The sequence below is a fragment of the Pseudomonas sp. NPDC088368 genome, from assembly GCF_044753445.1.
In the GTDB taxonomy this organism is placed as follows: domain Bacteria; phylum Pseudomonadota; class Gammaproteobacteria; order Pseudomonadales; family Pseudomonadaceae; genus Aquipseudomonas; species Aquipseudomonas bambusae.
Window position 1 is genome coordinate 276447 of sequence record NZ_JBIVNG010000011.1, and the last position, 25188, is coordinate 301634.

The 25188-nt window shown below is 58.9% G+C and carries 28 protein-coding genes; 14 read left to right on the plus strand and 14 right to left on the minus strand.

Annotation, left to right across the window (positions count from 1 at the left end; translation table 11 throughout):
- Positions 1-364 precede the first annotated feature (364 nt).
- The gene (locus tag ACIQAL_RS24450) at positions 365-1558 is read right to left on the minus strand and encodes an aminotransferase class V-fold PLP-dependent enzyme (protein ID WP_401150112.1); all 1194 of its coding nucleotides are present in this window, start codon (positions 1556-1558) and stop codon (positions 365-367) included.
- Positions 1559-1582: 24 nt separating this feature from the next.
- Positions 1583-1846, minus strand: coding sequence for a DUF3820 family protein (locus tag ACIQAL_RS24455; RefSeq protein WP_166596435.1), 264 nt, complete (start codon positions 1844-1846; stop codon positions 1583-1585).
- Positions 1847-2077: 231 nt separating this feature from the next.
- Here ACIQAL_RS24455 and ACIQAL_RS24460 point away from each other — a divergent pair, with 231 nt between their 5' ends.
- The gene (locus tag ACIQAL_RS24460; RefSeq protein WP_166596436.1) at positions 2078-2548 is read left to right on the plus strand and encodes a PA2169 family four-helix-bundle protein; all 471 of its coding nucleotides are present in this window, start codon (positions 2078-2080) and stop codon (positions 2546-2548) included.
- Positions 2549-2618: 70 nt separating this feature from the next.
- Here the strand turns inward: ACIQAL_RS24460 and ACIQAL_RS24465 are convergent, their stop codons facing one another.
- The 11 genes from ACIQAL_RS24465 to ACIQAL_RS24515 all read right to left on the minus strand — a co-directional run bounded on the left by ACIQAL_RS24465 (position 2619) and on the right by ACIQAL_RS24515 (position 11480).
- A complete protein-coding gene (locus tag ACIQAL_RS24465; RefSeq protein ID WP_401150114.1) occupies positions 2619-4127 on the minus strand; it encodes a diguanylate cyclase in 1509 nt (502 codons plus the stop codon).
- 293 nt (positions 4128-4420) lie between these two features.
- Complete coding sequence (locus tag ACIQAL_RS24470) at positions 4421-4693, minus strand: HPr family phosphocarrier protein (RefSeq protein WP_166596437.1); 273 nt, start codon at positions 4691-4693, stop codon at positions 4421-4423.
- A gap of 14 nt (positions 4694-4707) precedes the next feature.
- Positions 4708-5565, minus strand: coding sequence for an RNase adapter RapZ (rapZ, locus tag ACIQAL_RS24475; RefSeq protein ID WP_166596438.1), 858 nt, complete (start codon positions 5563-5565; stop codon positions 4708-4710).
- 2 nt (positions 5566-5567) lie between these two features.
- On the minus strand, positions 5568-6032 hold the full coding sequence (gene ptsN / locus ACIQAL_RS24480; protein WP_341962273.1) for a PTS IIA-like nitrogen regulatory protein PtsN: 465 nt from the start codon (positions 6030-6032) through the stop codon (positions 5568-5570).
- Between the two features lie 12 nt (positions 6033-6044).
- The gene (gene hpf / locus ACIQAL_RS24485; protein ID WP_062384329.1) at positions 6045-6353 is read right to left on the minus strand and encodes a ribosome hibernation-promoting factor, HPF/YfiA family; all 309 of its coding nucleotides are present in this window, start codon (positions 6351-6353) and stop codon (positions 6045-6047) included.
- A gap of 77 nt (positions 6354-6430) precedes the next feature.
- Positions 6431-7930, minus strand: a complete 1500-nt coding sequence (locus tag ACIQAL_RS24490) for an RNA polymerase factor sigma-54 (protein WP_401150116.1) — start codon at positions 7928-7930, stop codon at positions 6431-6433.
- Positions 7931-8119: 189 nt separating this feature from the next.
- Positions 8120-8845 (minus strand): LPS export ABC transporter ATP-binding protein, encoded by a 726-nt coding sequence (gene lptB, locus ACIQAL_RS24495; protein ID WP_166596441.1) that lies wholly within the window; start codon positions 8843-8845, stop codon positions 8120-8122.
- Positions 8845-9393: a lipopolysaccharide transport periplasmic protein LptA gene (gene lptA, locus ACIQAL_RS24500; RefSeq protein WP_166596442.1), complete on the minus strand. Its 549-nt coding sequence runs from the start codon at positions 9391-9393 to the stop codon at positions 8845-8847. The genes lptB and lptA overlap by 1 nt, the downstream gene beginning before the upstream one ends.
- Positions 9380-9952, minus strand: a complete 573-nt coding sequence (lptC, locus tag ACIQAL_RS24505; RefSeq protein WP_401150118.1) for an LPS export ABC transporter periplasmic protein LptC — start codon at positions 9950-9952, stop codon at positions 9380-9382. The genes lptA and lptC overlap by 14 nt, the downstream gene beginning before the upstream one ends.
- 10 nt (positions 9953-9962) lie before the next feature.
- Complete coding sequence (locus tag ACIQAL_RS24510; protein WP_166596592.1) at positions 9963-10472, minus strand: HAD family hydrolase; 510 nt, start codon at positions 10470-10472, stop codon at positions 9963-9965.
- Positions 10473-10505: 33 nt separating this feature from the next.
- Entirely contained in the window at positions 10506-11480 is a 975-nt protein-coding gene (locus tag ACIQAL_RS24515; RefSeq protein ID WP_401150119.1) for a KpsF/GutQ family sugar-phosphate isomerase, read from the minus strand.
- A 315-nt stretch (positions 11481-11795) separates the two neighbouring features.
- Here ACIQAL_RS24515 and ACIQAL_RS24520 point away from each other — a divergent pair, with 315 nt between their 5' ends.
- The 10 genes from ACIQAL_RS24520 (at position 11796) to hisC (ending at position 19805) form a co-directional block, all read left to right on the plus strand.
- The gene (locus tag ACIQAL_RS24520) at positions 11796-12605 is read left to right on the plus strand and encodes an ATP-binding cassette domain-containing protein (RefSeq protein ID WP_166596445.1); all 810 of its coding nucleotides are present in this window, start codon (positions 11796-11798) and stop codon (positions 12603-12605) included.
- The gene (gene mlaE, locus ACIQAL_RS24525; RefSeq protein ID WP_166596446.1) at positions 12605-13402 is read left to right on the plus strand and encodes a lipid asymmetry maintenance ABC transporter permease subunit MlaE; all 798 of its coding nucleotides are present in this window, start codon (positions 12605-12607) and stop codon (positions 13400-13402) included. Before ACIQAL_RS24520 ends, mlaE begins: the two co-directional genes overlap by 1 nt.
- Positions 13402-13869 (plus strand): outer membrane lipid asymmetry maintenance protein MlaD, encoded by a 468-nt coding sequence (mlaD, locus tag ACIQAL_RS24530; protein WP_166596447.1) that lies wholly within the window; start codon positions 13402-13404, stop codon positions 13867-13869. Before mlaE ends, mlaD begins: the two co-directional genes overlap by 1 nt.
- An 11-nt stretch (positions 13870-13880) precedes the next feature.
- Positions 13881-14528 carry a phospholipid-binding protein MlaC gene (locus ACIQAL_RS24535; RefSeq protein WP_401150121.1) on the plus strand — a complete coding sequence of 216 codons (648 nt, stop codon included), beginning with the start codon at positions 13881-13883 and terminating at the stop codon, positions 14526-14528.
- A complete protein-coding gene (locus ACIQAL_RS24540; protein ID WP_166596449.1) occupies positions 14525-14830 on the plus strand; it encodes a lipid asymmetry maintenance protein MlaB in 306 nt (101 codons plus the stop codon). The genes ACIQAL_RS24535 and ACIQAL_RS24540 overlap by 4 nt, the downstream gene beginning before the upstream one ends.
- Positions 14831-14944: 114 nt before the next feature.
- Positions 14945-15184, plus strand: coding sequence for a BolA family protein (locus tag ACIQAL_RS24545; RefSeq protein WP_062384295.1), 240 nt, complete (start codon positions 14945-14947; stop codon positions 15182-15184).
- 23 nt (positions 15185-15207) lie between these two features.
- Positions 15208-16473, plus strand: a complete 1266-nt coding sequence (gene murA / locus ACIQAL_RS24550) for a UDP-N-acetylglucosamine 1-carboxyvinyltransferase (RefSeq protein WP_166596450.1) — start codon at positions 15208-15210, stop codon at positions 16471-16473.
- 165 nt (positions 16474-16638) lie between these two features.
- Positions 16639-17274, plus strand: a complete 636-nt coding sequence (gene hisG, locus ACIQAL_RS24555) for an ATP phosphoribosyltransferase (protein WP_401150123.1) — start codon at positions 16639-16641, stop codon at positions 17272-17274.
- 147 nt (positions 17275-17421) lie between these two features.
- Entirely contained in the window at positions 17422-18750 is a 1329-nt protein-coding gene (hisD, locus tag ACIQAL_RS24560; RefSeq protein WP_401150124.1) for a histidinol dehydrogenase, read from the plus strand.
- A 2-nt stretch (positions 18751-18752) separates the two neighbouring features.
- Entirely contained in the window at positions 18753-19805 is a 1053-nt protein-coding gene (gene hisC / locus ACIQAL_RS24565; protein ID WP_401150125.1) for a histidinol-phosphate transaminase, read from the plus strand.
- A 126-nt stretch (positions 19806-19931) separates the two neighbouring features.
- Here hisC and algW read toward each other — a convergent pair whose 3' ends face one another.
- Positions 19932-21092, minus strand: a complete 1161-nt coding sequence (algW, locus tag ACIQAL_RS24570) for a Do family serine endopeptidase AlgW (RefSeq protein WP_166596454.1) — start codon at positions 21090-21092, stop codon at positions 19932-19934.
- Positions 21093-21193: 101 nt separating this feature from the next.
- Between algW and ACIQAL_RS24575 the strand changes: the two genes are divergently transcribed.
- The 3 genes from ACIQAL_RS24575 to cysN all read left to right on the plus strand — a co-directional run bounded on the left by ACIQAL_RS24575 (position 21194) and on the right by cysN (position 24927).
- Entirely contained in the window at positions 21194-21952 is a 759-nt protein-coding gene (locus tag ACIQAL_RS24575) for a Nif3-like dinuclear metal center hexameric protein (protein WP_401150127.1), read from the plus strand.
- A gap of 142 nt (positions 21953-22094) precedes the next feature.
- Positions 22095-23012 carry a sulfate adenylyltransferase subunit CysD gene (cysD, locus tag ACIQAL_RS24580; protein ID WP_062384278.1) on the plus strand — a complete coding sequence of 306 codons (918 nt, stop codon included), beginning with the start codon at positions 22095-22097 and terminating at the stop codon, positions 23010-23012.
- Between the two features lie 16 nt (positions 23013-23028).
- Positions 23029-24927: a sulfate adenylyltransferase subunit CysN gene (cysN, locus tag ACIQAL_RS24585; protein WP_401150129.1), complete on the plus strand. Its 1899-nt coding sequence runs from the start codon at positions 23029-23031 to the stop codon at positions 24925-24927.
- The last annotated feature ends 261 nt before the right edge of the window (positions 24928-25188 follow it).

Sequence of the window (25188 nt, forward strand, 5' to 3'; positions counted from 1 at the left end):
AGGGAGCTGATTTAATCGTCTCAGATGATTGGATTCGAGCGTTGAGGCGCTGCTACAGAAGTCGTTGTTGCATGGCTGTTTAACGGTGTTCCCTTGGTCCGGAACGCCGTTTTTTTTTGCGTGATGCAAACGTAGAAAGCCGGGCCGCAAGTACTGCGACTGAATCCGTAGCGTTGAGTTGAGGAGGCGCGAGGAGAGAGATCACCGATTTTTCTTTATGTGCACTACATATGTATCGCACCCGACTCGGTCTGAGCGCGTATCTTTACCACTCCCTGATTTACAGATGTTCCATTAAAGTGTTTGCGGCGCCGCCTTATCCACGGTCGCCGCTTTTTTTTGCCTGTCTGAAAGCGTTTAGGGCTCAGGCCAAAGCCCGCAGTGCAACGATCAACCTTGCTACATCGTCGGCGGAGGTCACAAAGCCGGGGGTGACCCGAATGCATGGGCCGCAGGCGGAACCGGTTCTTGCCACCACGAAAACGCCATGTTCGTCGAGCAGGCGCTGCGTCATGAGCGACTGATCTTGATGGCGCGTAAAGCGCAATGACGTGATCCCGCAGTACAGCCGTGGATCATCCGGTGTCAGCACTTCGATTCCCGGCACATCCCGCACCTCGCGAACCCACAAGTCCCGCAGATAGGCCAGGCGTGCACCTTTGACGGCAGACCCGCCTATGGCTCGGTGTTCTTCGAAGACCTTGGTCAGCGTCAGCAGCGCGGGAATGTTCGGCGTGCCATACGGCACCCGCCCCAAAATGTCATCGACGGCGTATCGCTCGTCGCCCATGTCGGGGTCGATGGCAGACAATCGTTCCTGTTTCACATAAATGAAACCCAGGCTCAACGGCGCTCCCATCCACTTCTGCAGGTTGAACCCGGCAAACGCCACGCCGAGTTCGTCCAGCTTGAAGTCCAGTTGTCCCAAGGCGTGAGCACCGTCCAGAATCACATCGATGTTTTGCGCCTTGGCCAGCGCAGCAATGGGCTCAATAGGCATGACCAGTCCCGTGCGGTGCGTCACGTGGGTCAATGCCATCAGCTTGAGTCGTGGGTAGTTCGCGAAGGCGTCGCGATAGGCATTGACGAGGGATTCATAGCTGGCCGGGTGAGCATGCCGAATCTCGATCACTTCGACCCCGCGATGCTTCGCCAGCCAGCGTATGGCCGTCTGCACGCTGTTGTAGTCCAGATCGCTGATCAGCACCTGATCCCCCGGCTGCAGACCGTTGTAGTTGCGGATCAGGGTTTGCAGTGACTCCGAAGCGCAGCGGGTCAGGGCGATTTCGCGGCTCGGCACGTCCAGCAGCTGAGCCAGATCGGCGCGCAGGGTCTCGCTGTCCTCGGTGTCGAAGCGCTGTCGGACATAGACCGAATTGCTGCGGTTCACGTACGCCAGATGCTGTTCGTACGTGCGCAGCACTTCGCGGGTCATGCGCCCGAAGTAGCCATGTTCGAAGTTGATCGGCCCCGGCTCCACATCGTATTGGCGGGCGATATCGCGCCAAAAAGCTTCGTCCTGGGCGCGGTGCTGTGCAACGGATTGGGCAGGGGTCATCGCGTCGTTCATCTCGTCGAGGGGTCAGGAAAACCGGATCGGTGTTTTTAGAGGGCTTTCTCGCAGAGGCTCCCGGGGTTTGGTGCGCAATGGATCAAGCAGGGCGGACAGCCCGTTGTGGTCAATCTCATGCATCAGTGCCAGCAGGCTGCCCAGTTCACCGCTGGGAAAACCTTTGCGCGCGAACCAGTTAAGGTAGTCACCCGGCAGGTCCGCCAGCAATCGCCCCTTGTACTTGCCGTAGGGCATTTCACGGGTGACCAGAAGTTTGAGTTTCTCGGGATTCATAACACCGCCGTTGGTCTTTCCGTGTGAACTACTAAGGTACGTGCATTTTGCATACGTGCAAACGAACAGATCATGCAAAAAGAGAGAAAGGTCTGTGTCTTGATAAATATAACTGCATGATAAATAAGGGTTTATTCTGTTTTAAAAAGCTGGCATGAGCTCTGCAATATTCAGGTTATCGAGTGTAGAAATATCAACTCTTCGATTAACCTGCCAGAAAGGAACTGCAAAATGACGGATATCAACAAAGAAGCGATCTCGGTACTCAATGATCTGATCGAGACCAGCATTGACGGCGAGAAAGGTTTTCACACCGCTGCTGAAGACGTCAAGAACCCAGAAATCAAGGCGTATTTCCTTTCCCGTTCCACCGAGTGCGCAACGTCTGTACGTGAACTTCAAGCCGAAGTCCGTGCACTGGGCGGCGATCCAGACAAATCCTCCAGCGCAGCAGGTGCAGCGCATCGTCTGTGGGTTGAGCTGAAAGCGGCCGTGACCGGCAAAAGCGATGAGGCTGTATTGAACGAAGTAGAGCGCGGTGAAGACCACGCCCTGAAAGCGTACAAGGAAGCTTCGCAAAAAGCGGTCGAGAAAAACCTGCCTGCTAACGTAGTGACTCTGATCCAGCGCCAGCTGCCAGGCGTCCAGGCGAACCACGACAAGGTTAAAGCGCTGCGTGACACCGTTCGCAGAGCAAGCTGATCAGCGTAACTGAGCCCGTTTAGGGCTCAGTCCCCTGATTCGAAAAACGCCAGACATGTCTGGCGTTTTTTTATGCCGTTTTGGGGGGAGGGCTGAACTCAGTGCGATTACGACCATTGTGCTTCGCCCGGTAGAGCGCTTCGTCAGCATCACTGAACAGTTGCGCCTGCTTGTCGCCCGCATTGGGCTGGCGCGAGGCGATACCAATGCTGACGGTGACGGAATGCCTGTCTCCGGCATAGGGCGGGAGCGATTCAATCGCAACCCTGATTTTTTCGGCGATTATTCTGGCGCCCTGCAAATCTGTTTCCGGTAAAACCACCAAAAACTCCTCGCCGCCATAGCGCGCCGCCAAATCACCGGGTCTGCGAATTGCACTGGCCAGGGTTTGAGCCACGTTGCGCAACGCCACGTCGCCACCGTGATGGCCGTGCCGGTCGTTGAACGCCTTGAAGTGGTCGACATCAATCATCAGCAGTGACAACGGCTTGCCGGAGCGCGAACTTCTGGACCACTCCTGTCGAAATACCTGATCCAGTCGCCGCCGGTTTGCCAGCCCTGTCAGGCCGTCCGTGGAGGCCAGCTCTGCCAACTCTCGTTCTGCGAGGTGTCGCAGCTTTAACTGTTTACCCAACAGGTACGACAGCCACAGGATGCCCAGGCACAAAAGGCTCGTCGCGCCCGCCACCAGCGCCGCGTTGCGTTTCCAGACGGCGTATACCACGTCTTTCGATTGGGCCACGATGACGATCAGCGGCAAGTCGCCCACGCGTGAGAACGTGTACAGCCGAGTTGTTCCGTCCAGGTCCGATACGGCCGTGAAGCTTCCGCTGTTTGTCTTGAGGATTCGCTGAAAGTTGGGAAGCTGGCTGAAGTCCCGGCCAATTGCGTATTTGTCGGGTTGCTCGGCTTGTCGGGCCAGCAATATGCCGTCTGCGCTGATCAAATTGACGGTACTGCCCTTGCCGATGTCCAGCCCGCGAAACAGTTGGTTGAAGTACGTCAACCGCATCGATGCACTGGCGATGCCGATGAATCGGCCATCGGGCGAGGGGAGGCGACGGCTGAAACTGATGCACCAGTCCTTGAAGCCCCAGCGTGCCTTGAACGGGCCGCCCACGCGCATGGTCGTCGAAGCGCTCTCGCGGTGCTGCTGAAAAACGGGGCGGTCAGAAAAATTGTCTTCTCGGGGGATGACGGACAGCGAGTCCGCCACGATGTCACCCGTTTCGTCCAGAATCACCAGATCGCCTTTATACGGCGCTGCAGTCGAGCGATCGAAGATGACCAACTGACGAAGTTGAGGCGCTAGCGCAATGACTTCAGGGTCTTGCCAGGTCGCAATCATGCCTTGCAGCGACGTGTCGTACAGCTCGGCATTACGCTGCACGTCCGCGTCGATCAGTTGCACCACGTTATTGGCCGACTGCACGGCGCTCTCGGTCGCGCTCCCGTGCTCGCGAATCAACAACGAGGCCACGATCGCCAAAATCGCCACCACCGCCAGCACACTGCCGGACATCAGCATTTTTTCCGGGCGAGACCAGGCTCTGTGCACCGAGGTGGGGGTGAATGTCATCGATCAGCTCTGTCAGCAATTCAGCTATTGATGCCCGTTGACGCAGGCGTTAGCAGTCTGTCCAAGCCGGTCCATGCTTGAAGGTGAATGGGTCGGGACGTGGTGCTTCAAAGCGTTGGATTAAAGATGCTTCGGGGGGATTGATCAAGTCCGGCGAGAATCCAAAAGTCCGGAAGTGATTGCCAGCAGTGTTCAGGCGCGAAACGAAAGGGGTAGCGCTCGATCCTGAGAAGCCCGGCTTACCGTCGGGCTGTGTTTCAGGAGTAACGGATTCGGCGAAGGTCGGCCAACCCTCATTCCCCTTCATCAAACTTGTTGTTGATCAGTTCGATCAAACCTTCCAGTGCGGCGTGTTCGTCGTCGCCTTCTGTCAGCAGGTGTATTTCGGTGCCTTTGCCTGCGGCCAGCATCATGACGGCCATGATGCTTTTACCATCGACCATGCTGTCCGGGGTGCGGCCCACGCGGATCTGGCAAGGGTACTTGCCGGCAACACCGACGAATTTGGCGGCAGCGCGGGCGTGCAGGCCCAGCTTGTTGATGATGGTGATTTGGTGAGCGGGCATCGCGTTGGGGGTCCTTAGCTTAGGTCGCGGTGGCGAACCTGAACATTCTTGAGCGATTGTTGCAGGACCTGACCCAAACGTTCGGTCAGGTATACGGAGCGGTGGTGTCCGCCGGTGCAGCCAATGGCAATGGTAACGTAGGCGCGGTTGCTGGCAGCGAAGCGCGGCAGCCACTTGGTCAGGTATGACGAGATGTCCTGAAACATCTCTTCGACATCGGGTTGCGCGGCCAGATAGTCCGCCACCGGCTGGTCGAGTCCCGATTGCTCGCGCAGTTCGGGTTTCCAGTAGGGGTTGGGGAGGCAGCGCACGTCGAACACCAGATCCGCGTCCACGGGCATGCCGCGCTTGAAGCCAAAGGATTCAATGAGGAAAGCGGTGCCGGGTTCGGGTTTGTTCAGCAGACGCAGTTTCAGTGTGTCGCGCAACTGATAAAGATTCAGGTGGGTCGTATCGATGGTCAGATCGGCCAGGTCGATGATCGGCCCCAGTAAGGTTTTTTCATCTCGAATCGCCTCGGCCAGCGAGCGAGTGGCATTGCTCAGCGGATGGCGGCGGCGCGTTTCAGAGAAACGCTTGAGCAGCGTGGACTCTTCAGCGTCGAGGAACAGCACGTCGCACTGAATGTGGCGAGCGCGGACCTCTTCGAGCATTCGCGGAAAACGGGTCAGGTGGCTGGGCACGTTCCGGGCGTCGATAGAGACCGCCAACAACGGCTCGGCGAGTTCGGTATTGATCAGTGCGCGCTCGGCAAGCTCGGGGAGCAGGCCTGCCGGCAGGTTATCGACGCAGTAGAAACCGCTGTCTTCGAGAACATCGAGGGCCGTGCTCTTGCCGGAGCCGGAGCGACCGCTGACGATGATCATGCGCATGATCAGTGACCGTTCTGGACGTTGAGCACGACGTTGTAAAGCTCTTCGCTGCTCTTGGCACCACGCAGGCTGGCGCGCACGTCAGCGCGGTCAAGCATGCTGGCGATCTGGCGCAGCAGTTCGAGGTGGGCGTCGGTGGCCGCTTCCGGGACGAGCAGCACGAACAGCAGATCCACAGGCGCGCCGTCGATGGCGTCGAAATCCACCGGGCGTTCCAGGTGCAGCACCGCGCTCACAGGCGCCGTGCAGCCTTTCAGGCGGCAATGGGGGATCGCGATGCCGTTGCCAAACCCGGTGGAGCCGAGTTTTTCACGGGCGATAAGGCTTTCGTAGACGGTTTGCCAGTCGAATTCGGGCACTTGTTGCCCGATCAGTTTGGCAATCTCTTCGAGAACGGCTTTTTTACTGCCGCCTGGCACGTTCACGAGGGAACGGCCAGGGGTCAGGATATTTTCAAGTCGGATCATGGATGGGGAGTGTCAGCGAGCTGCCGCACCTTTGAGGATGCTTTGCTGCTTTTCCTTATGCTTGAGCAATTGTCTGTCGAGCTTGTCAGTGAGCAGGTCGATCGCCGCGTACATGTCATCATGTTCGGCATTGGCAACGACCTCTCCACCGTGGATATGCAGGGTGGCCTCGATCTTCTGTTTGAGCTTCTCGACGGCCATCGTCACCTGCACGTTCGTAATCTTGTCAAAATGCCCTTCGAGCTTTTTCAGCTTCAGCTCGATGTATTCGCGCAGGGGCTTGGTCACTTCCAGTTGGTGTCCACTGATGTTGACTTGCATACAGCTTCTCCTTCGTTGCCAGTGCATTAAGAGGCAGGCTTGGTTGCCTGCCACTGGAACGCTGTGGCTTGTGACCTCTACATCAGTCGCTTGCGTTCGCTGGACGGCGCGATTCCTAAGGACTCGCGGTACTTGGCGACTGTGCGACGGGCCACTTGAATGCCTTGTGCCTCCAGTAAACCAGCGATCTTGCTGTCACTCAACGGCTTTTTCTGATTTTCCGCGGCAACCAGTTTTTTGATGATTGCGCGAATGGCAGTGGACGAGCATTCGCCGCCTTCGGAGGTGCTGACGTGGCTGGAAAAGAAATACTTCAGTTCGTAAATACCACGGGGTGTATGCATGAATTTCTGTGTGGTGACGCGGGAAATCGTCGATTCGTGCATGCCCACCGCCTCAGCGATGTCGTGCAGCACCAACGGCTTCATCGCCTCATCGCCATACTCCAGAAAACCCCGCTGATGCTCGACGATTTGGGTCGCCACTTTCATCAGGGTTTCGTTACGGCTTTGCAGGCTTTTGATGAACCAGCGGGCTTCTTGCAACTGGTTGCGCATGAAAGTGTTGTCGGCGCTTGTGTCGGCGCGGCGCACGAAACCGGCGTATTGCGGATTCACCCGAAGGCGGGGCACGGCTTCCTGATTGAGCTCGACCAGCCAGCGCTCATTATGCTTGCGCACGATGACGTCCGGCACTACGTATTCGGCTTCGGTGGATTCGATCTGCGAGCCAGGGCGTGGGTTGAGGCTCTGGACCAGTTCGATGACCTGGCGCAGATCATCTTCCTTGATCTTCATGCGCCGCATCAGTTGAGCGTAGTCACGGCTGCCGAGCAGGTCGATGTAATCGCTGACCAGTCGCTGGGCTTCCGCCAGCCATTTGGTCTTGGCTGGAAGCTGGCGCAGTTGCAGCAACAAGCACTCGCCAAGCGTGCGGGCGCCGACGCCAGCCGGCTCGAATTGCTGAATGCGGTGCAGCACGGCTTCGATTTCGTCCAGCTCGATGTCGAGTTCCGGGTCGAAGGCGTCCAGCAGCTCTTCCAGGGATTCGTCGAGGTAACCCTGGTTGTTGATGCAGTCGATCAGCGTGACGGCGATCAAACGATCGGTATCCGACATCGGTGCCAGGTTCAGTTGCCAAAGCAGATGGCTTTGCAAACTCTCGCCCGCCGACGTGCGTGTGGTGAAATCCCACTCGTCATCATCATTGCTGGGCAGGCTGCTGGCGCTCGTCTGGTAGACGTCTTCCCAGGCCGTATCGACGGGCAGTTCGTTGGGGATACGCTCGCTTTCGCTCCATTCGCCGTCTTCGAGATTGTCGACGGTGGGCGCGGATTCCTGGTAGGTCGGTTCCTGTACGTCAGGGTTGGGCTTTTGCTCGATATTGTCGGCCATGGGGTCGGCATTATCGAAGTCGTCGCCTTCTTCCTGGCGCTCCAGCATCGGATTGGACTCCAGTGCCTCCTGAATTTCCTGTTGGAGATCCAGCGTCGACAGTTGGAGTAAGCGGATGGCCTGTTGCAGCTGCGGGGTCATCGTCAGCTGCTGGCCCATTCTCAAGACTAGCGAAGGTTTCATGGCAGGGGCTTAACACCTTATTCGCCGGCGCACATGCGCGCCATCCACTACTGGGGCGCCGAGGCGCCAACTTAAGCAAATTATATGCCTGAACCCGGAGTGTTTGCCTAGGGTGTAATGACAATTTATGCGAGGTTGGCGATGAGGCGTATGCTGCGTTCGCCGACCAACCCCTTGCCATTGCGTTGTTTACAGGCGGAACTCGTGACCGAGATACACTTCCTTGACCAACTGGTTGGCCAGGATGGTTTCGGAATCGCCTTCTGCAATCAGTTGCCCATCGTTGACGATGTAAGCCGTTTCGCAGATGTCGAGTGTCTCACGGACGTTGTGGTCGGTGATCAGAACACCGATACCCTTCGCCTTGAGATGGTAGATGATCTGCTTGATATCGCCCACGGAGATGGGGTCGACGCCCGCGAAGGGTTCGTCCAGCAGAATGAATTTCGGCGACGTCGCCAGTGCGCGTGCGATTTCCACTCGGCGGCGTTCACCACCGGACAGGCTCATCCCGAGGTTGTCGCGGATGTGTGTGATATGGAATTCTTGCAGCAAGCTTTCCAGCTCTTTGCGGCGTCCTGCGCGATCGAGCTCCTTACGGGTCTCAAGGATCGCCATGATGTTGTCCGACACCGACAGCTTGCGGAAGATCGACGCTTCCTGCGGCAGATAGCCGATACCGGCGCGAGCACGGCCATGCATCGGCTGGTGGCTCACGTCCTGGTCGTCGATCAGCACGCGGCCCTGATCGGCCTGAACCAGGCCGACGATCATGTAGAAGCACGTTGTCTTGCCTGCGCCGTTAGGGCCCAGGAGACCGACGATCTGGCCGCTGTCGATGGACAGGCTGACGTCACGTACGACTTGGCGGCTCTTGTAAGCCTTGGCCAAGTGTTGGGCTTTCAGCGTTGCCATTAAGGGGCCTTCTGCTGGTCGGTTTTCTTTTTCGGCTGGATCACCATGTCGACGCGAGGGCGCGCTTCGGTCACCTTACTGCCGGTGGCGCGGCCAGCGCTGGCAAGTTTTCTCACCGTGTCATAGACGATCTTCTCGCCCTGAGTCACGTTGTTGTCCTTGTCGACCACCTTGGCCTTGTCGATCAATACGATGCGGTTTTGCGGCGCATGGTACTGGATCGTCACGCCCCAGCCCTGCACGGGTTTCGGGTCGCCGGCGGTCTGCAGTTGCTCGAAATACGCAAGGTTGCCGACAGAGGTCACGACATCGATATCACCTGCAGGGGTGCGAGTCATGGTCACCTTGTTGCCGGTTACCTTCATCGAACCCTGGGTGATGATCACGTTACCGGTGTAGGTGGCGATGCCTTGCTTGTCGTCCAGTTGGGCGTCATCGGCTTGAACACGGATGGGCTGATCCTGATCGTTCGGCAGAGCCCAGGCGCTCACGCTTCCCAGTGCTGCGCCCAGGCCAAGCAAAATAGGGAGGGTTTTAAGGAGCCTCATACTGTCCTCTTGCGTTCGATAGCAGGTGTATCCTGCTTTCTTTTAGATAGGCTTTCATACCCGTACCGGTGCTCACACCGTTGAAACCGTCGATTCTAACGGGTTGCGCGGTTTCCGCATATTGCTTCTGAGGGAAGACAGTCATGCGGGTGCTGGTGATGATCGTGGTGCGGTTCTTTTCGTCCGTGCGGTTGATGCGAACCTTGTCGATCAGCTCGACATGATCGCCTCCTGGCGACACTTCGGCGCGCACGCTCTGCACGTGCCAGGGAAACTCCGATCCGCGAAACATCTGCAAAACCGGGGTCGTCATCAGGGTTACGTCGGTGGCCTTGAGGTGCTCGACCTTGTCGGCGGTCATGTCATATTGCATCGACCCATCCGGCAGGTACTGGATGCTGTGCGCGTTCATCGCGTAATAATCGATGGCGTTGTCATCCACGGCCGCTTTGGGTTGATCCATGAAGCTTTCCGGGCTGATGTTCCAATAGCCGGCCGCTGCAAGCAGTACCGCCAGCACACCGAAGATCAGGAACGTACGAATTCTTTTGCTCAGCATAAATGCACTTCTATAAGTAGGCGGCGTGGGCCGCTTCGAGGTTGCCCTGAGCTGTCAGGATCAACTCGCAGAATTCCCGGGCGGCGCCTTCGCCGCCCCGTGCCTGGGTCGTGCCGTGCGCATGCTGACGGACGAATCCGGCGGCGTTGGCCACGGCCATGCCCAGGCCGACACGGCGGATCACCGGCAGGTCGGGCAGGTCATCACCCAGATAGGCGACCTGTTCGTAGCTTAGGTTCAGTTGCTGCAAAAGCTCGTCCAGTACCACCAGTTTGTCTTCGCGTCCTTGATAAAGATGCGCGATGCCCAGGTTTTTGGCGCGGCGTTCGACCACCGGCGTCTTGCGGCCGCTGATGATAGCGGTGATCACCCCCGAGTTGATCAGCATCTTGATGCCTTGGCCATCAAGGGTATTGAAGGTCTTGAACTCGCTGCCGTCTTCCAGAAAATACAGTCGGCCGTCGGTCAGCACGCCATCGACATCGAATACGGCCAGCTTGATGCCTTTGCCGCGCTGCATCAATTCGATGTTGTTGAGGTTGTCGGCGCTCATTTACATCACTCCCGCACGCAGCAGATCCTGAAGGTTGAACGCACCCACCGGGTAGTCGTTCCCGTCGACAACGATCAGCGCACTGATCTTGTTGTCTTCCATGATTTTCAGCGCTTCGGCTGCCAGCATGTCGGCACGGACGGTTTTACCGTGAACGGTCATGACGTCATCGATGATCGCCTGGCGGATGTCGATATCGCGGTCCAGGGTCCGGCGCAAATCACCGTCGGTGAAGATCCCTGCCAGTCGGCCATCGGCTTCGACAATGGCGGTCATGCCCAGGCCCTTGCGGGTCATTTCCATCAGCGAATCACGCAATGGCGTGCCGCGGGCGACTTTCGGCAGTTCGGCCTCAGTGTGCATGACGTGCTCGACCTTGAGCAGCAGGCGGCGACCCAGTGCGCCACCGGGGTGCGAGAAGGCGAAATCTTCAGCCGTGAAACCGCGCGCATCCAGCAGGGCCACGGCCAGCGCGTCGCCCATGACCAATGCAGCAGTGGTCGAGGAGGTGGGCGCCAGGTTGAGTGGGCAGGCTTCTTTTTCGACTCGGGCATTGAGGTTGACGTCCGCCGCCTTCGCCAGCGTCGACTCCGGGTTGCCGGTCAGGCTGATGAGCTTGATGCCCAGGCGTTTGATCAGCGGCAACAGCGTCACGATCTCTGCAGTGGTGCCCGAGTTGGACAGCGCGAGAATGATGTCGGCGCTGGTGATCATGCCCATGTCGCCGTGGCTGGCTTCGGCAGGATGGACGAAGAACGACGGGGTGCCAGTGCTGGCCAGTGTGGCCGCGATCTTTTTGCCAATGTGGCCGGACTTGCCCATGCCGACCACGACCACGCGGCCCTGGCTCGCAAGAATCATCTCGCAAGCGTTAACGAAATCCGCATCGATATGTGCCAGCAGACCTTCGACGGCCTCGATTTCGAGGCGGATGGTGCACTGGGCAGATTGAATCAGGTCGCGGGCGTTGGTCATGTCAAGAATAGGGTCGGTCGGGTGAAAAGGCGGGGATTATAGCGACAATGTTGAAAACCCTCACGCTTCATCGTCGCTCTTTGTTTAATAGAAGCTTGCGGTCCGTCAGTTCTTGTTCAGCAAAGGTGTGTTGGCGGTGCAGGAAAATTCCTCGGGGTCTGAAATATCTGTCCCTATTAACGACTTGCCGTGTTGGAGCTTTGGCGGCGTTCGACAGCGGTGTTATAGTTCGCCGCTTGTTCGGCCCCTCCAGACAGTGTGTCGTTCGTCAAGGACGCGGCATCTGAGAGACAGGCTGTATCGCAAGGAGTTTAGATGAGCGCCGATAACGCCTACGCGGTCGAATTGAAGGGAGTGTCCTTCAAGCGCGGCTCGCGCAGCATCTTCAATAATGTCGATATCCGCATCCCCCGGGGCAAAGTCACCGGCATCATGGGGCCGTCGGGCAGTGGCAAGACCACTTTGCTGCGCCTGATGGGCGCACAACTGCGTCCGAGCAGCGGCGAAGTCTGGGTCAATGGCCAGAACCTGCCTAAGCTGTCACGCAGCGATCTCTTCGATGCACGCAAGCAAATGGGCGTGCTGTTCCAGAGTGGCGCGCTGTTTACCGATCTCGATGTCTTCGAGAACGTTGCGTTCCCGCTCCGAGTGCACACCAAGCTGCCAGAAGACATGATCCGCGACATCGTGCTGCTGAAACTGCAGGCGGTCGGGCTGCGAGGCGCCGTCGAGTTGATGCCCGATGAGCTGTCTGGCGGCATGAAGCGTCGGGTCGCGCTGGCCCGGGCAATTGCGCTCGATCCTCAGATTCTCATGTACGACGAGCCCTTCGTCGGGCAGGACCCGATTGCCATGGGCGTCCTGGTGCGCCTGATCCGCCTGCTCAACGATGCATTGGGCATCACCAGTGTCGTGGTCTCTCACGACCTGGCCGAGACGGCGAGTATCGCTGACTATCTCTATGTCGTCGGTGACGGGCAGGTGCTGGGGCAGGGTACGCCGCAGGAACTGATGCAGTCGGATAACCCGCGCATTCGACAATTCATGACAGGGGATCCAGACGGCCCCGTGCCTTTCCACTATCCGGCACCGGATTATCGCGAAGATCTTTTGGGGAAGCGCTGATGCGCAGAAAGTCATTGATGGATCGTGTTCGCCTGATGGGGCGCTCCGCGATCGATATTGTTGCAGTGTTGGGGCGTTCGGGGATTTTTCTGGTTCATGCCTTGTTGGGGCGAGGCGGAATTGGCGGCGGTTTTCAATTGTTGGTTCGCCAGTTGTATTCGGTCGGTGTCATGTCGCTGGCGATCATCGTCGTGTCCGGCATTTTCATCGGCATGGTGCTCGCTCTGCAGGGGTTCAGCATTCTCGCCAAGTACGGTTCCGAACAGGCCGTGGGGCAGATGGTTGCCTTGACGTTGCTGCGTGAGCTGGGCCCGGTCGTCACAGCGTTGCTGTTTGCCGGGCGTGCCGGTTCAGCGTTGACCGCTGAAATCGGCAACATGAAGTCCACCGAGCAGTTGTCCAGCCTGGAAATGATCGGCGTCGATCCGCTGAAATACATTGCCGCGCCTCGCTTGTGGGCCGGTTTCATTTCGTTGCCGGTGTTGGCCATCATCTTCAGCGTGGTCGGCATCTGGGGCGGCTCATGGGTCGCCGTTGACTGGCTGGGCGTCTATGAAGGCTCCTTCTGGGCGAACATGCAGAACAGTGTTTCCTTCCCGAACGATGTAATCAACGGTGTCATCAAAAGCGTCGTCTTCGCCTTTGTGGTCACCTGGATCGCCGTGTTCCAAGGTTATGACTGCGAGCCCACTTCAGAGGGGATCAGTCGCGCCACGACCAAGACCGTGGTCTACGCCTCATTGGCCGTACTGGGCCTGGACTTTATTTTGACCGCCTTGATGTTTGGAGACTTCTGATGCAAAACCGCACCCTCGAAACCGGTGTCGGCCTGTTCCTGCTGGCCGGGATTCTGGCTTTGCTCTTGCTCGCCCTGCGCGTCAGCGGTCTGAGCGCCAGCACGACCAACGACAGTTATAAACTTTATGCAAATTTCGACAATATCGCCGGTTTGACTGTCAGAGCGAAGGTGACCATGGCCGGTGTGACCATCGGCAAGGTCACTGCAATCGATCTGGACCACGATACTTTTGCGGCGCGTGTGACCATGGATGTGGATAAGCGGGTGAACAACCTGCCTTCGGACTCCACTGCGTCCATCCTGACCGCTGGCTTGCTGGGCGAGAAATACGTCGGCATCAGCGTGGGTGGTGATGACCAGTTGTTGAAGGATGGCGGCACGATTCATGACACCCAGTCGTCGCTGGTACTCGAAGACCTGATCGGTAAATTCCTGCTTAATACGGTCAATAAAGACGCCAAATGAGGAAGCTGTTCATGATCTCTAACTTGCGACGTGGCCTGTTGGTACTGCTTGCAGCGCTGCCCTTGATCGCCAATGCGGCGGGCTCCGCGCACGATCTGGTGCAGGACACGACCAACAAGATGCTGGCCGACCTGAGTGCCAATAAAGAAAAGTACAAGCAGGACCCCAGCGCGTTTTATAGCGCGCTGAACACCATCGTGGGCCCGGTGGTCGATGCTGAAGGTATTTCCAAGAGCATCATGACCGTCAAGTATTCGCGCAACGCTACGCCGGCGCAGATGCAAACCTTCGCGGACAATTTCAAAAGAGGGTTGTTTCAGTTCTACGGCAATGCCCTGCTGGAATACAACAACCAAGGTATCGCGGTTGACCCGCCGAAAGATGAGTCAGGTGATCGGACCAGTGTCGGTATGACCGTCAAGGGCACCAACGGCGCGGTTTATCCCGTGCAGTACACACTGGAGAAGGTCGGCGGCGAATGGAAGCTGCGTAACGTGATCATCAACGGCATCAACATTGGCAAGCTGTTCCGGGATCAGTTCGCTGACGCCATGCAGCGCAACGGCAACAATCTGGACAAAACCATCAATGGATGGGCTGGTGAAGTCGCCAAGGCCAAGCAGGAGACCGAAAACTCGCCTGACAAGGTCGTCAAATGAGTGATGCATGTGTCACCGCCGTCGGTGGCGGCGAGCTGAAGCTGTTCGGTGTGCTGGACTACCGCACCGGCCCGGCCCTGCGCGAGCAAGGTGCCGAGCTGATCAAGGCCAGCGATGCGCCGACACTGGTGCTGGATTGCTCGGCGGTGGAAAAATCCAGCAGCGTGGGCCTGGCCCTGCTGCTGGCGTTCATGCGCGATGGGCAGGCGGCCGGCAAAACGGTGAGCGTGCGCGCTTTGCCTGAAGATATGAGAGAGATTGCACAGGTATCGGGTCTGACCGAACTGTTCGAACAACACTGATGGCTGTCGTCGATCAAGCCCCTCGTCCGGCACCTGCACAGCAGGGTTCGCAACGAGAGGGCTTTTTTGTATGATGGCCGACCCGCGCGCGTAGAGCGCCGATTGAGGTTAAGCATGCAGGCCGTAGAAGTTAAAAGCTTCCTTGAAGGTAAGCTGCCAGAGATCCAGGTCGAAGTTGAAGGCGAAGGCTGCAACTTCCAGTTGAACGTGATCAGCGATGAACTGGCTACACTGAGTCCAGTCAAGCGCCAGCAGCAGATCTACACGCATTTGAACCCGTGGATCGCCGATGGCAGCATCCACGCGGTCACCATGAAATTCTTCAGCCGCGCTGCATGGGCCGAGCGCACCTGAGCCAAACTGGCGTCGAGATCCTAATGGACAAACTGATTATTACTGGCGGCGTTCGTCTTGATGGCGAAATCCGCATTTCCGGGGCGAAGAACTCCGCCCTGCCGATTCTTGCCGCAACGCTGCTGGCCGATGGGCCAGTCACCGTTCAGAACCTGCCGCACCTGCACGACATCACCACCATGATCGAGTTGTTCGGTCGCATGGGCATCGAGCCGATCATCGACGAGAAACTCAGCGTCGAGATCGACCCTCGCACCATCAAGACCCTGATCGCGCCCTACGAACTGGTGAAAACCATGCGTGCGTCGATTCTGGTGCTGGGCCCGATGGTTGCCCGTTTTGGCGAGGCCGAAGTGGCGCTGCCAGGCGGTTGCGCCATCGGTTCGCGTCCGGTTGACCTGCACATCCGTGGCCTCGAAGCCATGGGCGCGGTCATTGAAGTCGAAGGCGGCTACATCAAGGCCAAGGCGCCTGAAGGCGGCTTGCGTGGTGCCCACTTCTTCTTCGATACCGTCAGCGTGACCGGTACCGAGAACATCATGATGGCCGCTGCCCTGGCCCGTGGCCGCAGCGTGCTGCAAAACGCCGCCCGCGAGCCTGAAGTCGTCGACCTGGCAAACTTCATCAACGCCATGGGCGGCAAGGTCTCCGGTGCTGGCACCGATACCATCACCATCGATGGCGTCGAGCGTCTGGGCAAGGCGACCTATCGCGTCATGCCTGACCGTATCGAAACCGGCACTTACCTGGTCGCCGCTGCCGTGACCGGTGGCCGCGTCAAGGTCAAGGACACCGACCCGACCATTCTCGAAGCTGTTCTTGAAAAGCTGCGTGAGTCCGGTGCCGAAATCACCACCGGTGCCGACTGGATCGAGCTGAACATGCATGGCAAGCGTCCGAAGGCCGTGAACCTGCGCACCGCGCCGTATCCGGCATTCCCGACCGACATGCAAGCGCAGTTCATTTCGCTGAACGCCATTGCCGAAGGCACGGGCGCGATCATCGAGACCATCTTCGAAAACCGCTTCATGCACGTGTATGAAATGCACCGCATGGGCGCGCAGATCCAGGTCGAAGGCAATACCGCCATCGTCACCGGCTGCGAGAAACTCAAAGGCGCGCCTGTGATGGCGACCGACCTGCGTGCTTCGGCCAGCCTGGTGCTGTCGGCGCTGGTGGCCGAGGGCGATACTCTGATCGACCGCATCTACCACATAGACCGTGGTTACGAGTGCATCGAAGAGAAGCTGCAAATGCTGGGCGCGAAAATCCGTCGCGTACCGGGCTAGCAGTCCTCGGGGTTCCGTTGCCCGGACTCACCGGGCAACGGGGCCGCCGTTTGAAAGTTTGACCTTTTGAATCGTTTCACTTCGAGTCCAGCTGTCGCGACTCGAAGGTTGCCGGGCGCCCATTGCGACCCGACATGCGCATGCTGATAAGGACTGACGTTTCCCATGTTGACCATCGCACTGTCCAAGGGCCGAATCCTTGACGACACCCTGCCGCTTCTCGCTGCTGCGGGCATCGTGCCGACCGAGAATCCGGACAAGAGCCGCAAGCTGATCATTCCTACGACGCAGGACGATGTGCGCCTGTTGATCGTACGCGCGACGGACGTGCCGACCTACGTTGAGCATGGTGCGGCAGACCTGGGTGTGGCGGGCAAGGACGTTCTGATGGAGTACGGCGGCCAGGGGCTTTATGAGCCGCTGGACCTGCAAATCGCCCAGTGCAAGCTGATGACGGCAGGTGCTGTCGGCGCGGGCGAGCCCAAAGGCCGTCTGCGTGTGGCCACCAAGTTCGTCAACGTCGCCAAGCGTTACTACGCCGAGCAGGGCCGTCAGGTCGACATCATCAAGCTGTACGGCTCGATGGAGCTGGCGCCGCTGGTAGGCCTGGCCGACAAGATCATCGATGTCGTCGACACCGGCAACACGCTGCGTGCCAACGGCCTTGAGCCTCAGGAACTGATTGCCCATATCAGTTCACGTCTGGTGGTCAACAAGGCATCGATGAAGATGCAACACGCCCGCATCCAGTCGCTGATCGACACACTGCGCAAGGCCGTGCAGTCGCGACACCGCGGTTGACTGTCCCGCGTGACGTTACACAACGTCTCGCCCAGCTATCCGTGTCATAGCCAAATTTCTCAGGTGCCTGCGCGGATGGCTTGGTAGCTTAGGCTCTTGCCTTCGCATCAGGCTCCTGAGAAAACGCCATTTATAGAGGCTCACGCTATGACCACTTCCAACACCATTCGCCGACTCGACGCTGCTGACCCGGATTTCGCTCGACATCTGGATCATCTGCTGAGCTGGGAAAGCGTGTCTGACGATTCGGTCAATCAGCGTGTGCTGGACATCATCAAGAACGTGCGCGAGCGCGGCGATGCGGCATTGGTGGAATACACCCAGCGTTTCGACGGGCTGGAAGTGGCGTCCATGGCTGACCTGATCCTGCCTCGCGAGCGACTGGAACTGGCGCTGACCCGCATTACCCCCGCTCAACGCCAGGCGTTGGAGAAAGCTGCTGACCGCGTGCGCAATTACCATGAGCGTCAGAAGCAGGACTCCTGGAGCTACACCGAGGCCGACGGCACCGTGCTGGGCCAGAAAGTGACGCCACTGGACCGTGCCGGTCTTTACGTGCCAGGCGGCAAGGCGTCTTACCCGTCCTCGGTGTTGATGAACGCGATCCCGGCCAAAGTGGCGGGCGTCGGTGAAGTGGTGATGGTCGTGCCCACCCCGCGTGGAGAGATCAACGAACTGGTATTGGCGGCAGCTTGCATCGCCGGTGTGGACCGCGTGTTCACCATTGGCGGCGCTCAGGCGGTCGCGGCACTGGCCTACGGTACCGAAAGCGTGCCGCAGGTGGACAAGGTCGTCGGTCCGGGCAACATCTATGTCGCCACGGCCAAGCGCCATGTATTCGGCCAGGTCGGCATCGACATGATTGCCGGCCCTTCGGAAATCCTCGTGGTGTGCGACGGTCAGACCGATCCGGACTGGATCGCCATGGATCTGTTCTCCCAAGCCGAACACGACGAGGACGCCCAGGCAATTCTGGTCAGCCCGGACGCGGCATTTCTCGACCAGGTCGCTGCCAGCATCGCAAAACTGATGCCGACCATGGAGCGCGCTGAGATCATCAACACCTCGATCAACGGCCGGGGCGCACTGATCAAAGTGGCTGACATGGCTCAGGCCATCGAAGTCGCCAACCGCATCGCGCCGGAACACTTGGAGCTGTCGGTGGCAGACCCTGAAGCCTGGCTGCCGCAGATCCGTCACGCAGGCGCTATCTTCATGGGCCGCCACACCTCCGAAGCGTTGGGTGATTACTGCGCCGGGCCAAACCACGTCTTGCCGACCTCCGGCACTGCGCGCTTCTCGTCGCCACTGGGCGTCTACGACTTCCAGAAACGCTCCTCGATCATCTTCTGCTCGGAGCAGGGCGCATCGGAATTGGGCAAGACCGCTTCGGTGCTGGCGCGGGGTGAGTCGCTGACCGCCCACGCCCGCAGCGCCGAATACCGGATCGTCGACAACCAACAAGAAGGCAAGTGAGCATGAGCAAGTTCTGGAGTCCTTTCGTTCGCGACCTCGTGCCTTACGTGCCGGGCGAACAACCCAAGCTGACCAAGCTGGTGAAGCTGAACACCAACGAAAACCCCTACGGCCCGTCGCCCAAAGCGATTGAAGCGATGCGTGCCGAAGTCAACGACGACCTGCGTCTGTATCCCGATCCGAACGGCGACCTGCTGAAGCAATCGGTTGCCCGTTATTACGGCGTCGAAACGAACCGCGTCTTCCTCGGCAATGGCTCCGATGAGGTGCTGGCCCACGCGTATCACGCGTTCTTTCTGCAGGAGAAGCCGCTGCTGTTCCCGGACATCAGCTACAGCTTCTACCCGGTGTACTGTGGCCTGTATGGTGTCGAGTACGAGGCCGTGCCACTGGACGAGCAGTTCCAGATTCGCGTCGAAGACTACGCCCGTCCGAATGGCGGGATTATCTTCCCGAACCCCAACGCCCCGACGGGCTGCCTGATGCCTCTGGACGCTGTCGAAAGCATCCTGAAAGCCAGCCCGGATTCGGTGGTGATCGTCGATGAGGCGTATATCGACTTCGGCGGCGAAACGGCCATCACTCTGGTGGACCGTTATCCGAACCTGCTGGTAACCCAGACGTTGTCCAAATCCCGCTCGCTGGCGGGTCTGCGGGTCGGTCTGGCAGTGGGGCATCCGGACTTGATCGAAGCGCTGGAGCGGGTGAAGAACAGCTTCAACTCCTACCCGCTGGATCGCATGGCTATCGTTGGCGCGGCGGCTGCGTTCGATGATCGGGAATACTTCGAGAAGACCTGCAATCTGGTCATTGCCAGTCGCGAGAAGCTGATTGGGCAACTGGAAGTCAAAGGGTTTGACGTACTGCCTTCGGCGGCGAATTTCATCTTCGCTCGTCACCCGAAACACGACGCGGCGGGCCTTGCGGCCAAGGTGCGTGAGCAGGGCGTGATCGTTCGTCACTTTAAGCAGGAACGTATCGCGCAGTTCCTGCGTATTTCAATCGGCACGCCTGAGCAGAATCAGGCGCTGATTGATGCGTTGGGCGATTTGTAAAAAAGCACTGATTCGGCCTCCCGCAATTGGAGGCCTGGCGCTAGAAACACTGTGGGAGCGAATGCATTTGCTCCCACAGGTTTGTTCACCGCCCGCCCATTCAACCAGGCGGGCGATGCTCCGGGATCACTCGTCAGCCGCAGGCGGCGGTGTCTGTGGCGGACGCAACCCCACCTCAGCCATCAGCTTCAATTCCTTGCCGTTACGCATCACCTGAATCGCGATCTTCTCGGAAGGCTTGGTCCGCGCCACCTGATTCATCGACTTGCGACCATCGCCCGCAGGTTCGCCGTTGATGCTCAAGATCACGTCGCCCAATTGCAGACCGGCTTTCTGCGCAGGCCCGTCGCGGAAAATCCCGGCGACGACGATGCCCGGACGGTCTTTCAAACCGAAGGACTCCGCCAGTTCCTGAGTCAGCGGCTGCACTTCGATGCCCAGCCAGCCTCGGATGACCTGACCGTGCTCGATGATCGACTTCATGACCTCAAGCGCCAGCTTGGTCGGAATCGCGAAGCCGATGCCCTGCGAACCGCCCGACTTGGAGAAGATCGCCGTGTTGATCCCGGTCAGGTTGCCGTTGGCGTCCACCAGCGCGCCGCCGGAGTTGCCGGGGTTGATGGCCGCGTCGGTCTGAATGAAATCTTCGTAGGTGTTAAGCCCCAACTGATTACGGCCCGTGGCGCTGATGATGCCCATGGTCACGGTCTGGCCGACGCCGAACGGGTTGCCAATGGCCAGCGCGACGTCACCGATACGAATGCTGTCGGAACTGCCGAGGGTAATGGACGGCAGGTTTTTCAGGTCGATCTTCAGCACCGCGAGGTCAGTTTCCGGGTCGCTGCCTATCACGCGGGCAATGGTTTCCCGGCCGTCCTTCAGCGCCACGACAATCTGGTCAGCGCCAGAAGTCACGTGGTTGTTGGTCAGCAGATAGCCCTCAGGGCTCATGATCACCGCAGAACCCAGACTCGACTCCATTCGGCGCTGCTTGGGCAGGTTATCGCCGAAGAAACGGCGGAACTGAGGGTCTTCGAACAGCGGATGATTCGGTTTGTTGTTGACCATCTTGGTCGTGTACAGGTTGGCCACGGCCGGTGCCGCGCTGCTCACGGCGTCGGCGTAGGACACCGGGCCCTGTTGAATGAACGCGGTCTGTGGCGCCTGTTGCAGGTTGACGTCTTGACTGGGCAGGCCGACCCACTGGGGGTAGCGCTGGATAATCAATAAAGCGATAAGCACACCAGCGAGCAATGGCCAGCCGAGAAAACGCAGCGCTTTGAACATTGAGCAAGGTCCTGAGGGTAGATACGCAGCTTACCTGCGCCATAATGGCGGGCATTATACGAGGACCGGGACGGTCTGAACTGCAAATTTAGGAGACTTTTATGGCTGTTTCTCTGAGCACTCTGGTCGAGGAAGCCGACCGCTACCTGGGCAGCGCCCGGGTTCAGGATTATTGCCCCAACGGTCTGCAGGTCGAGGGGCGCCCACAGGTCACCCGAATCGTCTCCGGCGTGACGGCCAGCCAGGCACTGCTTGATGCTGCGGTCGAGGCGAATGCCGACCTGGTACTGGTGCATCACGGTTATTTCTGGAAAGGCGAAAACCCGTGCATCACCGGCATGAAGCAACGGCGCCTCAAGACCCTGCTCAAGCACGACATCAGCCTGCTGGCCTATCACCTGCCGCTGGATTTGCATGCCGAGGTGGGCAATAACGTGCAATTGGCGCGGCAGCTGGACATTACGGTTGAGGGGCCGCTGGACCCGGACAATCCCCGCATCGTCGGGTTGGTCGGTTCGCTGTCCGAGCCGATGACCCCACGGGATTTTGCCCACCGCGTGCAAAGTGCGCTGGGCCGTGAACCCCTCCTTATAGAAGGCAGCGAAATGATCCGCCGCGTCGGCTGGTGCACGGGAGGCGGGCAGGGCTATATCGATCAGGCCGTTCTGGCGGGTGTCGATCTGTACTTGAGCGGCGAGGCCTCAGAGCAGACTTTCCACAGCGCGCGGGAAAACGACATCAGCTTCATCGCCGCGGGACACCACGCCACCGAGCGTTATGGCGTGCAGGCCTTGGGTGATTACCTGGCGCGGCGTTTCGCGTTGGAGCATTTGTTCATTGACTGCCCAAATCCGATTTGATGAATCAACCGAATCCCGAGCTATATGGTTAGACCGTTTCGATCTATAGGGGTCGCTGATTAGAATCGGGCCTCATGATAAAGTGCCTCGCTCGACAGAGCCCGTAGGCTCTCCACACAAGTACGTTATCCCGTGAGTAACCATGGTCGACAAACTGACGCATCTGAAACAGCTGGAGGCGGAAAGCATCCACATCATCCGCGAGGTCGCCGCCGAGTTCGATAACCCGGTGATGCTGTACTCGATCGGCAAGGACTCCGCCGTGATGCTGCACCTGGCGCGCAAGGCGTTCTTTCCGGGCAAGCTGCCGTTCCCGGTGATGCACGTCGACACGCGTTGGAAATTCCAGGAAATGTACCGCTTCCGCGACAAGATGGTCGAGGAGATGGGTCTTGAGCTCATCACCCATATCAACCCGGAAGGCGTGGCGCAGGACATCAACCCGTTCACCCACGGCAGCTCCAAGCACACCGACATCATGAAAACCCAGGGCCTGAAACAGGCGCTGGACAAGCATGGCTTCGATGCCGCCTTCGGTGGCGCCCGCCGTGACGAAGAAAAATCCCGCGCCAAGGAGCGCGTGTATTCCTTCCGCGACAGCAAGCACCGCTGGGACCCGAAGAACCAGCGCCCGGAGCTGTGGAACGTCTACAACGGCAACGTCAACAAAGGCGAATCGATCCGCGTGTTCCCGCTCTCCAACTGGACCGAGCTGGACATCTGGCAGTACATCTATCTGGAAGGCATTCCGATCGTCCCGCTGTACTTCGCCGCCGAGCGTGAAGTCATCGAGAAGAACGGCACCCTGATCATGATCGACGACGACCGCATCCTCGAGCACCTTACCGACGAGGAAAAAGCGCGCATCGTCAAAAAGAAAGTGCGTTTCCGCACCCTGGGCTGCTACCCGTTGACGGGCGCTGTCGAGTCGGAAGCCGAGACCCTGACGGACATCATTCAGGAAATGCTCCTGACTCGTACGTCCGAACGCCAGGGCCGCGTCATTGACCACGATGGCGCCGGTTCCATGGAAGACAAGAAACGCCAGGGCTACTTCTAATTTTCAGGGTCTCCTTATGTCGCACCAATCTGATTTGATCAGCGAGGACATCCTCGCCTACCTGGGCCAGCACGAACGTAAAGAGATGCTGCGCTTCCTGACCTGTGGCAACGTCGACGACGGCAAGAGCACGCTGATCGGCCGTCTGCTGCACGACTCCAAGATGATCTACGAAGATCACCTGGAAGCCATCACCCGTGATTCCAAGAAGTCCGGCACCACCGGTGATGACGTCGACCTGGCGCTGCTGGTGGACGGTCTGCAAGCCGAGCGTGAGCAGGGCATCACCATCGACGTTGCGTATCGCTACTTCTCGACGTCGAAGCGTAAATTCATCATTGCCGACACCCCCGGCCATGAGCAGTACACCCGCAACATGGCCACCGGTGCGTCGACATGTGACCTGGCGATCATCCTGGTCGACGCCCGTTATGGCGTGCAGACCCAGACCCGCCGTCACAGCTACATTGCATCGCTATTGGGTATCAAGCACATCGTGGTTGCCATCAACAAGATGGACCTCAATGGCTTCGACGAAACGATCTTCGAGCAGATCAAGGCCGATTACCTGAAGTTTGCCGACCGTATCGCGCTCAAGCCGACGACCATGGAATTCGTTCCGATGTCGGCGCTCAAGGGCGACAACGTCGTGAACAAGAGCGAGCGCTCGCCGTGGTACACCGGCAAGTCGCTGATGGAAATCCTCGAAACGGTCGAGATCGCGGGCGACCGCAACCTTGACGATCTGCGCTTCCCGGTGCAGTACGTCAACCGCCCGAACCTGAACTTCCGTGGCTTCGCCGGTACGCTGGCCAGCGGCATCGTGCGCAAGGGTGACGACATTGTCGTGCTGCCGTCGGGCAAGACCAGCCGCGTGAAATCCATCGTCACCTTCGAAGGTGAACTGGAGCACGCAGGCCCGGGTCAGGCCGTGACCCTGACCATGGAAGACGAAATCGACATCTCCCGTGGCGACCTGTTGGTGCACGCCGACAACGTCCCGCAAGTGGCGGATGCTTTCGACGCCATGCTGGTGTGGATGGCCGAAGAGCCGATGCTGCCGGGCAAGAAATACGACATCAAGCGCGCCACGTCCTATGTGCCGGGCTCGATTGCCAGCATCACCCACCGGGTCGATGTGAACACGCTGGAAGAAGGCCCTGCCAGCTCGCTGCAGTTGAACGAAATCGGCCGCGTGAAGATCAGCCTCGACGCGCCCATCGCGCTGGACGGCTACGACAGCAACCGCACCACCGGCGCGTTCATTGTCATCGACCGTTTGACCAACGGCACCGTCGCCGCAGGCATGATCATCGCCAAGCCGGGCACTTCCGGTCATGGCAGTCATCACGGCGCGCTGGCTCACGTCTCGGTCGAAGAACGCGCCCAGCGTTTCGGCCAGAAACCGGCCACCGTGCTGTTCAGCGGACTGTCGGGTGCTGGCAAGAGCACGCTGGCCTATGCCGTGGAGCGCAAGCTGTTCGACATGGGCCGTGCGGTGTTCGTCCTTGATGGCCAGAACCTGCGTCACGACCTGAATAAAGGTCTGCCGCAGGACCGCGCCGGTCGCACCGAGAACTGGCGTCGTGCCGCCCACGTGGCACGTCAGTTCAACGAAGCGGGCTTGCTGACCCTCGCAGCGTTCGTGGCGCCGGATGCAGCGGGTCGTTCGAACGCCAAGGCGCTGATCGGCGATGACCGTCTGATCACCGTCTACGTTCAGGCGTCGCCTCAGGTGTGTCGCGAACGCGACCCGCAAGGTCTATACGCGGCGGACAAGGACAACATCCCGGGTGAGTCCTTCCCGTACGACGTGCCGCTGGACGCCGATCTGGTGATCGACACCCAAACGCTGAACGTCGAAGACAGCGTCAAGCAAGTGCTGGACCTGCTGCGGGCACGCGGCGCGATCTAAGCGTTGTTCGATTCACAAAAGACCCGCCAGCGATGGCGGGTTTTTTGTTTGCGTGGCGTTCACGGACCTGCTTCTGACCGGAGGCCGGAGCTGGCAAAGAATCGGATTATGCAGATGGCTGATATCGATGGCCTGAGGCGATCAGCTTTTGATTCTGGCCGGAGGCCGTGGGAGATTCTATGGTTGAGGGCAATGCTTTTTAGCCCTCTTTCCTGCGTCATATTCGTCTTCGTTCTGCATCAGGGAAAATGCGACGCGGGC